This window comes from Patiriisocius marinus, assembly GCF_008974325.1.
GTDB classification, from domain to species: domain Bacteria; phylum Bacteroidota; class Bacteroidia; order Flavobacteriales; family Flavobacteriaceae; genus Patiriisocius; species Patiriisocius marinus.
Window position 1 is genome coordinate 242,238 of sequence record NZ_BKCG01000002.1, and the last position, 13,956, is coordinate 256,193.

The 13,956-nt window shown below is 29.9% G+C and carries 11 protein-coding genes; 3 read left to right on the forward strand and 8 right to left on the reverse strand.

Features of this window, described 5'->3' with window-relative positions; all coding sequences use genetic code 11:
- Positions 1-46 precede the first annotated feature (46 nt).
- Positions 47-208 (reverse strand): YdeI/OmpD-associated family protein, encoded by a 162-nt coding sequence (locus GBH57_RS16355; protein WP_161596070.1) that lies wholly within the window; start codon positions 206-208, stop codon positions 47-49.
- A gap of 68 nt (positions 209-276) precedes the next feature.
- On the opposite strand from GBH57_RS16355, the gene GBH57_RS06105 reads away from it, so the two are divergent.
- The 3 genes from GBH57_RS06105 (at position 277) to GBH57_RS06115 (ending at position 6,985) form a co-directional block, all read left to right on the forward strand.
- The gene (locus GBH57_RS06105; RefSeq protein ID WP_151673191.1) at positions 277-1,803 is read left to right on the forward strand and encodes a helix-turn-helix domain-containing protein; all 1,527 of its coding nucleotides are present in this window, start codon (positions 277-279) and stop codon (positions 1,801-1,803) included.
- Positions 1,804-1,881: 78 nt separating this feature from the next.
- Positions 1,882-2,985, forward strand: coding sequence for a tetratricopeptide repeat protein (locus GBH57_RS06110; protein ID WP_151673192.1), 1,104 nt, complete (start codon positions 1,882-1,884; stop codon positions 2,983-2,985).
- A 145-nt stretch (positions 2,986-3,130) separates the two neighbouring features.
- Positions 3,131-6,985 carry a T9SS type A sorting domain-containing protein gene (locus tag GBH57_RS06115; protein WP_151673193.1) on the forward strand — a complete coding sequence of 1,285 codons (3,855 nt, stop codon included), beginning with the start codon at positions 3,131-3,133 and terminating at the stop codon, positions 6,983-6,985.
- A 530-nt stretch (positions 6,986-7,515) separates the two neighbouring features.
- Here the strand turns inward: GBH57_RS06115 and GBH57_RS06120 are convergent.
- The 7 genes from GBH57_RS06120 to GBH57_RS06150 all read right to left on the reverse strand — a co-directional run bounded on the left by GBH57_RS06120 (position 7,516) and on the right by GBH57_RS06150 (position 13,014).
- Positions 7,516-8,082 carry a YdeI/OmpD-associated family protein gene (locus GBH57_RS06120; RefSeq protein WP_151673194.1) on the reverse strand — a complete coding sequence of 189 codons (567 nt, stop codon included), beginning with the start codon at positions 8,080-8,082 and terminating at the stop codon, positions 7,516-7,518.
- A 9-nt stretch (positions 8,083-8,091) separates the two neighbouring features.
- Positions 8,092-9,720 (reverse strand): M1 family metallopeptidase, encoded by a 1,629-nt coding sequence (locus GBH57_RS06125; RefSeq protein ID WP_151673195.1) that lies wholly within the window; start codon positions 9,718-9,720, stop codon positions 8,092-8,094.
- 107 nt (positions 9,721-9,827) lie between these two features.
- Positions 9,828-10,523, reverse strand: a complete 696-nt coding sequence (locus GBH57_RS06130; RefSeq protein ID WP_161596071.1) for a CPBP family glutamic-type intramembrane protease — start codon at positions 10,521-10,523, stop codon at positions 9,828-9,830.
- 70 nt (positions 10,524-10,593) lie between these two features.
- On the reverse strand, positions 10,594-10,977 hold the full coding sequence (locus GBH57_RS06135; protein ID WP_151673197.1) for a VOC family protein: 384 nt from the start codon (positions 10,975-10,977) through the stop codon (positions 10,594-10,596).
- A gap of 96 nt (positions 10,978-11,073) precedes the next feature.
- Positions 11,074-11,652 (reverse strand): hypothetical protein, encoded by a 579-nt coding sequence (locus tag GBH57_RS06140; protein WP_151673198.1) that lies wholly within the window; start codon positions 11,650-11,652, stop codon positions 11,074-11,076.
- Positions 11,653-11,654: 2 nt separating this feature from the next.
- Positions 11,655-12,149 carry an RNA polymerase sigma factor gene (locus GBH57_RS06145; protein ID WP_151673199.1) on the reverse strand — a complete coding sequence of 165 codons (495 nt, stop codon included), beginning with the start codon at positions 12,147-12,149 and terminating at the stop codon, positions 11,655-11,657.
- Entirely contained in the window at positions 12,139-13,014 is an 876-nt protein-coding gene (locus GBH57_RS06150) for an alpha/beta fold hydrolase (RefSeq protein ID WP_151673200.1), read from the reverse strand. Before GBH57_RS06150 ends, GBH57_RS06145 begins: the two co-directional genes overlap by 11 nt.
- Between the last annotated feature and the right edge of the window lie 942 nt (positions 13,015-13,956).

Consider the following 13,956-nt stretch of genomic DNA (forward strand, 5'->3'; position numbering starts at 1 on the left):
TACCAAAAAGCCCACAGCTTAATAATAAGTTGTGGGCTTTTTGGTATTACCTAGTTTTAATTTCATTTTCGCATAAATCGATTATTAAGGAAACTCTTTTTAAAACTGTAGGAGTTGTTTTAGCAGTTGCAAGCCACCTTAAATAGCTTTTTTGATATCCTGGAGCTAGAGAATTATAGAATTTAAAAGCTTTTTTGTTTGTATTCACAAATGTGATTACTTGAATTTATTATAGTCCTTCTAAAAAAAATTATATTTGTAGCAGTTGCTTTAATTATGAAAAAACTACACTATTGTCTTTTAATGATTCTCACCTTTTGTGTACAAATATCTGGGTGGAGTCAAAATAGTGAAGAACCCGAAGCGCTTTTTACAAAAAATATTAATGAGGTTTATAATAACCCTGTTCAAACTAGTAGAGTAGCAAATTATCTTCTTTCAAATTCAAAAACTGCAGAACAAAGGGCAAAAGCATTTTATTTAAAATCTACCGTATCATTTCTGTTTGGCGAAGTAACAGAAGGGCAGGCATATTTGCTGCAAGCAAAAGACGAATTTGAGTTACATGAATCTAATTTTATTAATGCGTTATTAAATATAGCTTTAGCTGAGCGATACCAAAAGGCAGGTATGACAGAAAGTGCTGTCAACTTTATAAATACAGCAAAAACGATTGCAAAAAAACTAACTGAAGAAGAAAAAGTGATCATCTTACAGATATGTGCATTGTTGCAAAATAATGGTTTAACGGTTTTTGACGATATTTATGATGCTTCGAAATATGAAAAATATGCAGCGCTTAAAGCCATAATTAGAAATAATCTTGGATTTAATTATTTAAATAAAAAAGATTTAGACAAAGCCCAATTTAGTTTTAATTATAACATTTTAGAGTTAAAAAATAACGCACTTGATAACTCTGCTATTACAGCTACATCATTACAAGGTTTAGGAGATATAACATTTTTAAAGAAAGATTTTACAACTTCAAAGCTGTACTTTTTAAAAGCCTTAGAACAGCCAGTAATGTTCCCTGAAACAAGGTATGCTATACAAAATAAATTAGCAGCTATTTATAAGATGCAGGACAGTATGACTATATCTCAAAAGTATAATAGTGAGAATATTTCTCTTAAATCTGAAATATTAAAATCTGAAAGATCTGCAAGGATATTATTAATTGAGTATTTAGAAAAAGGTCAAAATGCCTCAATTAAAAATGATATGAATTTATATTACGTACTAGTTAAAATCATATTTGTGTTATTGTTAATATTATTAATTTGGTATTATTTTTACAATAAAAAGTTAGATAAAGAATATATCCAATTTGAAAAGATTATTAATCAAATAGAAAACAAAGAGAAGTTAGAGCTTAATATTACTACAAAGGAGGCTGTTGTATCTAAAGTTTCTAAAGGTGTTTTAATCCCGATAGAAACAGAAAAAGCAATTTTAGATCGACTTGATGTATTTGAAAATTCTACAGATTATACGAATTCTAATATGTCTTTAGCGCTATTAGCAAAACAATTAAAGACTAACAAGAAGTATATTTCAGAAATTATACACAACCATAAAGGCAAAAATTTTAATACATATATCAACGAGCTACGAATAAATTATATTATAAAATTAATGCAGGATGATCCTGAGTACTTAAAATATAAGGTGAGTTATCTTGCCAAAAAGAGCGGCTTTTCTTCACATAGTGCATTTACAGTGGTATTTAAATCAATTACAAATATTACACCTAAACAATTTGTTATGTTTTTAAAGAAAAGTAGTAAAGTCTCTTCCTGAACTTTTTAGTACCTTATTACAAAGAAAATTTTAATGAAATTTAGACTTTATTTTTGCATTACACTCACATCTGTTGTGATGTCAACTTCATTATTGGCTCAGAAAAAATCAACACTTGAAAATCTTAAAAAGGAGGTTAGTGTGCTTGCGTATAACGACCCTGAACTAGCTATTACAAAGGGTTTAGAATTATATGATTTGTCTAAGAATAGTTCCACACATCAAGTAAGTGCATTACTTTCTGTTGCAAATGCGTATGCCGTTTTAAAAGATCACGATGCCGTATTTAAGTATGCTTTAAAAGCAGATTCTATTGCCGAACTAAACAGAAACTACACAGATCATGTTCGTGTTTTAGGTTTTATAGGTGGGCAATACAGGCGATTAAATTTAAGTGATAGAGCTCTAAATTATTTAAATAAGGCTTATAATTTAACTATAAAACATCCACTTCCAGATTCTTTAGAATTTATACAAGGAAATATATTAGTGGTCAAGGGGCTTATTCAAAAGGATGAATTAGGTTGTGAGTATGCCTTACCATATTTATCTGATGCAGTAAAAGTTTTCAAAAAAAATACTGATAAAGTTGCTATTAACGCAAACCTTGCAATTGCTCTAAACAATTTAGGAGATTGCAATATTGAATTGCAAAATTATAAGGATGCTAAAATCAATTATAATGAGGCAATTATTTCTGCAGAAATAATTAATGCTATTAAAAATGTAGCTTCATCAAAATTAGGGTTGGCAAAATTACTTTCAATAGAAGGTAAAAATAAAGAAGCAATAGCACTTTTAGAGTACATTCTAGATTCCATAACTGATATACATGATGGGGCTTTAAATAGTCAGATATTAAAAGCGCTTTCTGAGAATTATAAACAAATTGGTAATGAAAATCAATATCGTTATTATTCACAATTATATTTAGAAGAAGAGCAAAAATTATTTAAAGAAGAGAAGAAATCTTTGAACAAAGTAACGAAAGAAATATCTTCTGAAAATCATGAAAAAAGACAATATCAAAAGGATAAATATAGTTATGTATTCCTTTTTTGCGGTATTATTTTGATTCTCTTGATGTTAATTATTTACAGAAAAATTTTAAAAAAAAGAAATAAAATCGCCCAAAGCAAGGAAAAAATAGAAAAATCTGATAAATTGAAAAAAGAACAGTAATCATTTGTTTTTCAAATAGTTAGTTCCGTTTTATTATTTTTAAATTTCACGAAAATTCCTTAAATTCTAAATTATCAAACTTTTAATATAGTATAGCATCCGTTAAATTTACATTTCAAACAATTTTTAATTTAATAATGCTACAATGAAAATATCATTACATATTTTATTGTTCTTACTGCTTTTTTTAGGTCATATGTCATATGCTCAGTGCGAGATCTCTGAAGACTTTGACAGCTATCAAAATAATGAAGAACCAATAGATTGGACTTTAATAAACACTACAGGAGAAACCAATAATATCTATGCTAGAGTGCAACCAAGTAATCAAGCTCCAACTCCTCCAAAATTTTTAAGAATATTTAATGGAAATGCTGCTACTGGAGAGTTAATTTTTGTAGCACCACAAGTAGCTGCTACAAGTGATGGTAACCATCGTTTAAAATTTTGGCTACAGGGTACACCAGATTCTTCTTTATTACAAATTGGAACTGTAAATACGAATGATGAAACAGGAACATTTAGTTTAATTATTTCTTTAAATCCTACAAATGACTGGGTTTATTATGAAGTGGTAATTCCAGAAGGAACAAATCAATACTTGGCTTTTAAACATGATTTAGCCACTACTTGGGATCAAATTAATATAGATAGTATTTGCTTTGAAGAAATACCTACCTGTCTAGAAGTAACAGATGTTACTTTATCAAACCCAACAATGACTACTATAGATGTTAGCTGGAACGAAAGTGGATCTGGTGAAGACAATTGGGAATATGTAGTTCAAGAAGTAGGAGGAGGTACTCCTGTATCAAGTGGTACGGCACATACATCTACAGATACAACACCCGTAATTACAGTAACAGACTTAGACTTAAATACAGAGTATGAAGTATATGTAAGAGCAAATTGTGGTAGTGGTGATTTTGGGGCTTGGATACTTGCAGCAGAAACTATTAGAACAGATTGTGGTCCACTTATAGAAAATTTTTGTGAAGACTGGGCAGGATACGATGATGGAGCTTTACCGTTTTGCTGGACTATGATAGATGATTCTATAACTGGAGGTCATGTGTATTTAGATTATGAATATTCTGGCTATAACAAAAATATGCTAGAGATGTTTTTTACAACCAACACTGTGTTAGGAGATATTGTAGCTATTTCACCAGATACAAGTTATGCAATGGACGGAACACACAGATTAAAATTTACAGCAGGTAGTTCAACTGACGCACCAGATGTATTAGAAGTTGGAACTATTAACCCAGCAGGAGTATTTGTTTTAATTACAACAATTTCACCTACTTCAAATAGAGAAAAAGAATACTATGTGTCTTTACCAGATAACGATCATACTAACTTTGCTTTTAGACATAATGGAACTGTTAATAAATATATTTGGATAAATACAGTTTGTATAGAAAATACTCCAACTTGTCTAGAAGTAATCGATGTAAACGCTACAAATGTTCAGTTTGATTCGGCAGATATTAACTGGACAGTAAGTGGTTCTTCAGAAACGACTTGGGAATATATTATTCAAGAACCAACAGTTGCCGCACCAGATGCCGCTACAAATGGAACAGAAACTATGGCCAATATGGTAAATGTGCCACTAGAACAGAACACAACATACATAGCTTATGTTAGAGCAAAATGTGATACAGATGATTTTGGTGTATGGATCGTTTCTGAAGAATTTACAACGACATGTGATGAGGTTATTGGAGTTTACAATGATAGTTTTGAAGGCCTAAACGAAAGTGGTCAAGAAATTAAACCTTGTTGGAATGTTTTAGACAATACTTCGGGAGATTTTAGAACCTATGCTTCTCAAAACAATATTTTACCTACTGAAGGAAATTTAATGTTGCGTATGTTTTTTAGCTCAAGTTCTGATGCTGAAGGCTTAATTTTAAGTTCTCCAGAAACTACAGATATAAGTACAGATAAACAAATTCGTTTTAAAATGAATAAGAGTACTGCTACTACAGAAGAATTCTCTGTGATTGTAGGTACGATGTCAGATCCACTTAACGCCTCAACGTTCGTAGCTCTGGATGACACAACTGTAAACAATACAAGTATAGATGCAGAAACTTGGACAGAATTTACGATTAACTTTTCAAATTATGACACAAGCTTAAATCATACATATATTGCTTTTAAACCACAACACTCTGGTATTGGTAGTAACTTTAAGTATGTATATATGGATGAGTATGTGTATGAATTTAGCGACGAAGACTTAGGCTTTAATGATGAAGTTGTTGCTGCCGAATTGATAACAATCTCTGATGATTATTTATGTAATGATACAACAACTGGAATTTTTACAGGCGCTACAAGATCTGATGAATTCCCATGTGAAAATCCAGCGTACAGCGAATATAAAGACATTTGGTACCGAATTGCACCTACAGAAAGTGGACGTTATGTATTTAATGTAGACTCTGTAAATGGAGAGCCAATTAGTATGTATGTGTTTGGAGGCTCTACGGCAGATTTAATTCCTTTATCAGTGGGTTGTTCTTCAAATTTGGTCTCTCTAGATTTAGAGGACAATGGAACTTATTTTATTGCTGTAGCGAGTGAAATATCAGAAGCTCAATTTGTGTTATGTGTAAGTAAATTAGCCGAAACACCTCTAAATGATGAACCAAGTGGCGCTGTTAGTTTAACTGAATCAACAGATGACGCTTGTGATAATGCAACAGAAGGATTTCTGTCTGCTTCAACAAATTCTGTTGATGCAGACTGTGGTATTTCTACAAGTGATGTTTGGTACACTTTTACCGCTACAGAAACAACAAATTATACCTTTAAAAGTACGGTAACTGTTGGTACTAGCCTTGTTTATCTATCTGTATATTCTGGTACTCCTGGAAACTTAACTCAGATTACAAACCAATGTGACACTTACTTACAAAATGTTGATTTAACTGCTAACGAAATGTATTATATATCATTATCAAGCAGTACTGTTAATACGCACCTTTACTTTGATGTTTGTGTATACCAATCACCACCAGCACCAGCTAATGACGAATGTTCAGGTGCATTCACCTTAAACGTTGGAGAAGATTTTGATACTAGTTTTATAGTAGGAAACAGCACCTCTTCAACAAGAAATACAAATGACCCAATTGTTATTTGTGAGATTTTAGAGTTTGAAGAAAAAGGTAAAGATATATGGTTTAACGTAACTGTACCTGCGTCTGGAAACTTAACATTAGAAACGAGAAGTAATAGCGATCCTTATCTAGATGATATGGGCTTACAAGCCTATTCTGGTACTTGTAATGCATTGACAACTATATTTTGTAGTAATGATCAAGGAGAAGGCTTCTTTAACTATATAGAACTTGAGGATTTTGAACCAGGAACTACTATTTTAGTTAGAGCTTGGGGATATGCAGGTCGTTATGGATATTTTAAAATTGCAGCTTATGATAATACTCTTACATGTGAAATTCCATTAAACGGTGAAGCAATTGATGTTACAGAAACTACAGCTGTTATCTCTTGGGATGAACCTGCAATTGAACCTGGAGGATATGAATATATTGTTCAAAATCAAGAAGCTGTATACCCAACTGGAGAATTAGGTACAGTACTTTTTGATACAGAAACAATTTTGAATGATTTAACTCCAGAAACAGATTATGCAGTATGGGTAAGGTCTCTTTGTGATGAGAATGGTAGTGCTTGGCACGGACCAATCTTATTTACAACTGACGAAAAATTAGGAACAGATACTTTTAACAATAACTCGTTTACAGTTTACCCTAATCCTGCTAAAGATATTCTCACAATTGAATCAGATTATTTAATAGATACGATAATTGCTTATAATATGTTGGGTCAAAAAGTTCAAAAATACAATCTGAATACAACAAAAGGACAAATAAACATAGCGGAACTTTCCACAGGAATATACTTATTTGAAGTGAATTCTTCTTCTGAAAAAGTTAATATAAAGGTTGTCATTAAATAATTAGTTAGGTATAGTTATATAAATGTAGCCCGCAGTATATTTTCAACTGCGGGTTTTCATTATAATAAAATTTCTTAGTGATTTTTCTATTCAACTATTTTTTAGCTTTTTTCATAGTGTTTTAGATAGATTTAAATCACGACTGAATTAATACAATTAAGGAAAAAAGAAATAGTATTATGCATCTTAAGGTTAGCTCCTGTATTTTTTAAAATAACTACGGGATGCTTATTATTTCATAAGTGTATATAACTATGTGGATGCGAAAATTTTAGAAAATGATTATTTAAATGTTATATCAAACTATTCACAGTAATTAAGCTATTAGAATTTATAGAAAATGGAGATGATAAATTTGATTAAATAAAAATTAATATTTTGATTATTGTAAATAATATGGACTGGATTTGCAAGATGTAATTTACATATGTTTATACAAATAGATAGGAATAATAAGATTGTTTAATCTAAATATAAATGAACAAACATTATTAAAAGGTATTTAATTCAATTGATAGAATAAATATTTATTAATTATGGGATTTAATCTCATTTTCGCATAAATCGATTATTAAGGAAACTCTTTTTAAAACTGTAGGAGTAGTTTTAGCTGTTGCAAGCCATCTTAAATAGCTTTTTTGATATCCTGGAGCTAGAGAATTATAGAATTTAAAAGCTTTTTTGTTTGTATTAAATGCCTCTTGTAACTCAGGAGGAATAATTCCTTTATTTGGGCCATCCATTGTAGACCAAGTTCCCGTTTTTTTAGCGTGTTCAATAATTTTAAAGCCAGGCTCTTGTATAAGTCCCTTTCTTTCTAGTTCTAAAACATATGTTTTATTCAAGGCACTCCAAGTACTTTTTGGATTTCTAGGGGTAAATAATTGTTTGCGTTTACCATTACCAAGGCTTTTAACAGTGCTATCAATCCACCCAAAACAGATGGCTGTTTTTACTGCTTCTTCCCATCGCATACTTAACTCTTCATTTTCAATTTTATAAAAAATGAGATAAATGCCCTTAGGATATTGGTTGTGGTTATTTAGAAACCAGTCATATAATTCAACATCACGCGGAAAGTATAATTCAGGTCTCATTGTATATTATTATTCCACCATTTCCTTTTCAATATAGAAATCATCACGAATATAAAATTCTCTAATATCTCCTATATTTTCAGTTGTTTTCCATTCGAATGTAGGGTAAATCCATTTTGGCTTTCCATTAATAAGCACTTCTAAGGGCATATCAAATCCATCTACTACGTTTAGATACCTGTACGATAATTCATTACGAACATATTTGTATTCTAGCTTAGGTATCATGGTAGTACGTAAGTATTGCTCAAAAAACTGCGTTAAATCAATCCCAGATGCATTACTTATATAGTTTTCCACTTGTTTAGACGATACAATTTGATGTTTAAAATCGGAGTTTAATCCTCTTAAAATATCTCTCCATTTTTTATCATCTTCAATAAGTTGTCTAATAGTGTGCAACATATTAGCGCCTTTATAATACATATCGCTACTACCTTCATTTGCAAAGCCGTATTCACCAATTAAAGGACGATCGTTTTGGATTCTTTCTCTAGTACCAACAACGTATTCACTAGATGCTTCTTTGCTGAAATGATAATCAAGAAATAAATTTTCAGAATAAGCCGTAAAACCTTCATGAATCCACATATCTGCAACGTCACTGTTAGTGATATTATTAGCAAACCATTCGTGACCAGACTCGTGAATAATAATAAAATCGAAACGTAGTCCCCAACCTGAACCAGATAGATCATTTCCTAAATAACCATTTTGGTATTTGTTTCCGTACGTAACACTACTTTGATGTTCCATCCCCAAATAAGGAACTTCCACAAGCTTATAACTATCCTCGTAAAATGGATATGGACCAAACCAATATTCAAATGCATTTAACATTAACGGTACTTGCTCAAACTGTGTTTTTGCTTTTTCAAGATTATAAGATAATACGTAATAGTCTACATCAAGCATACCAGCAACACCCTCGTGTTTATAATCAAAATGAACATAATCACCCACATTAATATTTACACCGTAATTGTTAATTGGGTTGATAACTTTCCAATTCCAAGTTTTAGTTTTTCCGTTATCTACTTCGGAAATAAGACGACCATTACCCACACCCATTAAATTAGAAGGAGTAGTAATAGCTAAATCTATTCCATTATCTGGCTCATCTGAAGGGTGATCTTTACAAGGCCACCAAACGCTCGCGCCTATACCTTGGTTAGAAGTCGCAACAAAATCGTTACCATTATCATCTTTTTTCCAACTTAATCCACCATCCCACGGTGCATTTTTTGCGACAATAGGTTTTCCTGAAAAAGTGATGGTAATTTTGTTTTCATCACCAACCGATTGTTTCTTTTTTAGCTTTATAAAGTAATGTGATTTTTCTTTTACTTTATATTTTAATTTTTTTCCGTCCTGTGTAATTTTATCAATTTCCATAGGCGATTGCAAGTCAATTTGCATCACCTTTTCAGAATCTAAAACAGTATAGGTAATTACATTAGTACCCTCTAGCATTTGCTTTTTTGGGTTTACATCTACAGATAAGTCGTAGTGTTGTACATCAAACCATACTCGCTCATCAGTCAAGGCTCCTTTAAGTTCATCTGCTTTAGTGAAGTCTTGAGCAAATAGTACAATACTTGAAAGTATTGAAAGAAAGGATAATAAGTATTTTTTCATCTAGTAATTGTTCTTTTTTATCAAACCACAATATAAGTATTCTATGATATTATTTTATTGAGATTTTAATGTTTTTGTAGAAGAGTCGTTGTCCCTTTTATCTTGTTTTAGTCACCTAATAATAAGGGTAATGCAAATAATCCATTATTGAGTACATGCAAACATATAGCAAGCAATATTCCAGATTTTAAACGGGCATAACTAAAAACGAAACCCGCTAACAGATGTGGGAGCATTAATAATGGTAGATAAATTAAAATTGCGTTATCTAGTTTGAAATTAGTAATGTGTAAAAACGTAAAACTGAAAAGCAAAAAATAGAATAATAATAGCCTATTTTTTTTCCAAAAGTCTTTTAGTTTTTGCAGTAGCTTATTTTTTAATACTAAACTGAAAAGTAAAGTAATTACAGCAACCATTATTAAGCATATATACCATTCTAATTGAATAATAATTTTTAGAAAAATATATGTTATCCCAGCAATAAAAAAGAGCACGTTAGTTTTAGAAAATTTTAATCCAAGCCTAAAAGTAAGCTCTTCTAAAATAGGAGCGATGAGTGCAACTAAAGTAAATTTCAACAAACCATTATAGTTGTCAAATTCAAGGTCATTAGCGACTTTAGGTATAGTTACTGAAGCAGATAATTCAATTCCAAGAACTAATGCTAAATAAAGAATTTTAAATAAAATTAAAATAATAAATAACTTTATTAATAGGCTAAATGATTTGCTAAAATCACTTTTTCCTTGTTCAACATTTCCAGTTTTAGCTAAAAGCCAAAGGTTGTTTAATATGTTCAAAGTTGTAATTTAAATTTATAGACTTGCACCTTTTAAATAAGGACTACGTTCAGTTATTACAATACACTTATCAAGTAGCATCATTTACTTCAATCCAATAGCCATTGGGATCTTGAAAATATACCTGTCTAATTCCATCTTTTCTAATATAGTTTTTTTCAGAAGTGTCACGCCAATCTGAATAGGGGATTTCCAATTCATTTAAAAGTGTTACAAAGGAATTAAATTTAGTAGTCGATAAAGCAAAATGAACAGCTTTATTTGTTATTATTTTAGCATTTGGACGAGGAATAAGATGAAGTTGTTTTCCATCGCTAATAGATAGCCATTTAGTTGCTGAGCTAGAAGCTGTATTCTCAATTTCTTTAAACTGAAATACCTTTTGATAAAACTTTAGAGAAGTTTCAACGTCCTTTACCGAAAGCGCAATATGATTAAATAGAAAAGTAGTCATTAGTTACAATTAAAATTAGAAATTTAGTAATGGTGTTTAGTGACTATAAATTGTATGTGTATTTGGTTTTATACTGTATTAGGCACTGGCAATTTTTTAGTTCAAATTTTCTAAAAAGTCAATTAATGGTAAAATTCTTTTATTATTTTCTTTTTTTCTATTTTCTATAGAATAATACATCACGCAAATCATTAAAACTGTGAAAATAATGTGAATAAATATCCTAACAGTTATTGATACATAGAATTTTTGTAAAACATCAATGTAGCCTATATTTATTCCTAAAACTAATAGAAATGTATAGAACCACATATATCTTGATGTAGTTAACATTCGTTGTTTTAGTTTATGAATAAGGTTTTTTATATACTTATGATTATTTAATTCAGCATCATTGCTTATTAAACGATACTTACTTTTATAAGATTGGATTAGTATCATCATCATACCAAAACTAACTATGACGATAGTAATTAAATAATATATATTTGAGAGTATAGGAAGTAATAATGCTAAAACAATTATCGTAACTGGTACAGCAACGAGTAAAATGATTCTTTCTAATTTTCCTTTCTTTTCAATTTTGTTTAAATGAATAATCAACTTACTTACATCTAAAGGTGTCGACTTTTCTTCTTTCCAAAGGTTTTGCCAATTTGTAATATCTTTCTCCATAATTATTTGAGTTTTTTACTCAATGTTTTTTTAATTCTATTTATTCTAACTCCAACATTCGAAGTTTTTAATCCTGTTATATTAGAAATGTCGTCATAACTACAATTCTCTAATAATAATCCTATAATTATTCTATCTATTTCTTTAAGCGAAGAAATGGCATTATAGAGTTTTTTTATTTCTTGTTCTTTATCAGTTGAGTTCAAATTCTCACTTTCGTAATGAGGAATATTGGGTTGATAATCTATCTCTTTTTTGTTTAATTTGGTTTTTCGATTTAGAGTTAAGAGTGCTGTGTTTGTTGTGATTCGGTAAATCCAAGTATCTATATTACTCTCATTTCTAAACGTGTCTAAATTATTCCAAACTTTTATAAGAACTTCTTGAAACAAATCATCAGCATCTGTTTTATTTCCCATAAATCCCAAACAAAGTCGATAGACTTTATCCTTTGATTGCTCATAGACTTTTTTAAATTTTTGCTCTTTATTCTTCATAATTTATAAATGCCTCAACTGAATTAATAAACCACTTAGGTTCGTCCCACATAATAAAGTGCTTTGCTGTTTCTGCAACTTTGATTTGACAATTATCTGCTTTCAAGAATTGATTTTGATAGTTTGCTAGAACTGTTTCTTTTGTTATTCCGTAATCTTTTGCACCATACCAACTTCCAAATACAAGGATAGGTATTTTTACTTTTTCAATATCATTTCTTAAGTCCGTTGTCATAAGTTCATAAATTGCTTGTGCCATGGTATTTCTATCTGATTGTATAGACCATTTAGTCGCTAACTGAATATTTGAGGAACCAGTTATCATAGTTGGCATTGTCATTTTTTGTTGTTGAATAAATAGACTATCAGAAGTTGATAGCATCATTTCTTTCATCATTTTTGCTTGTGGAAGAACACTCTCTACTGTTGCTTTTGGGTTATAAGCCAAAGACATAAATGGATATGAATCTACAATTATTATCTTTTCCAGTAATTTAGGTTGAGAACTTGCTATAGAAAGTGATAAAAAACCACCCAAACTATGTCCAATTAATATTGGTTTTTCATCAAATTCATCCTGTATATACTTGATGATTTCGTTTTCTATAATTGGCAAGTAACCTTTTTCGATTGAAATTGCATTTTGATTAGCAAAACCTGCTAAAGTTAATATATGACATTCAAAATTCTTCTCTAATATATCTGTTGTCTCTTCCCATACTTTGCCAGAAGATCCCAATCCAGGAATTAGAATTATTGGTTTCCCTTTTCCTTTAATTTCAATATTGAAAGAATATTTTTCAGATTGAGAGTAAGTTATTGTTTGATAAAAAAAGATGACTAACAGAATTACTAATTTTTTCATTGTAAATGTTTTTATGATTTACTCTTTAGATTAGCAAAAGGTAATTTTATTACAATTTTTCAAACATTTTTTTAGTGATGTCGATTTTTAGGGTTTCGTGAGTGGTTGTTCCTAACGGTTGGTATATGAAAAGTAGCGAATAGATATACACCAGTTTTTCAGAAAGCTAAATGTAAATAAAAAAGCACAAACCTTTCGGATTGTGCTTTTTCAGCTATTTTTTATATACTTTGATGTGTGTAGGCTTCTAATTCAACTATATTTTTCTTCTGTAACAGATTTTTTCAATTTGTATATATTGATTTAAGACTTTTCCTTTTAATTGTGAATTTAAAATAGGCTAAAAATATAAGATAATATGAAAATCGAATAACCTATAATCGAAGTGAAATATTTATAGTCTTTATTTTCATTTTTTCTGATGCTTAAAATCGTAAATATAATACCAGATATCAAAAGAATACTTGTCAGAATTTGTAGAATTAATAATAGTATTGAATCATAGTTATTAGTGTCGGTATATTTTTCATAACCTTCAATTTCAGATTCAACAATTAAATATGCACTATTTGCAACAATATATGCAACCAAAATAATTAGTAAAATAAGATATATTAGAAATCGAAAAGACCAAGTCCTATAGTTTGTTATTTTATTAGTTTCCATTAAATTATTTCAATTTATATAACATTACGTATTATATTCAATTATATAGAATAAATTTTAATCTATTCCTTTTTTTTGCTTGCACACAACGTCTCGGCTATGATTAGTACGGGAATTAAAAGTTATTAATTTCCGATTAAGCACTTAGTCAAAACTTTTTATTTTGTTTTATCTTTTTCTTAATAAAGCTAAATCAAAAGATTTGGCGGACTTGGTTAAAAGCTCTAAACTTTGGGTTAAGCACCAAAACCCGTATTGATTATAGCCTTTGTTGTG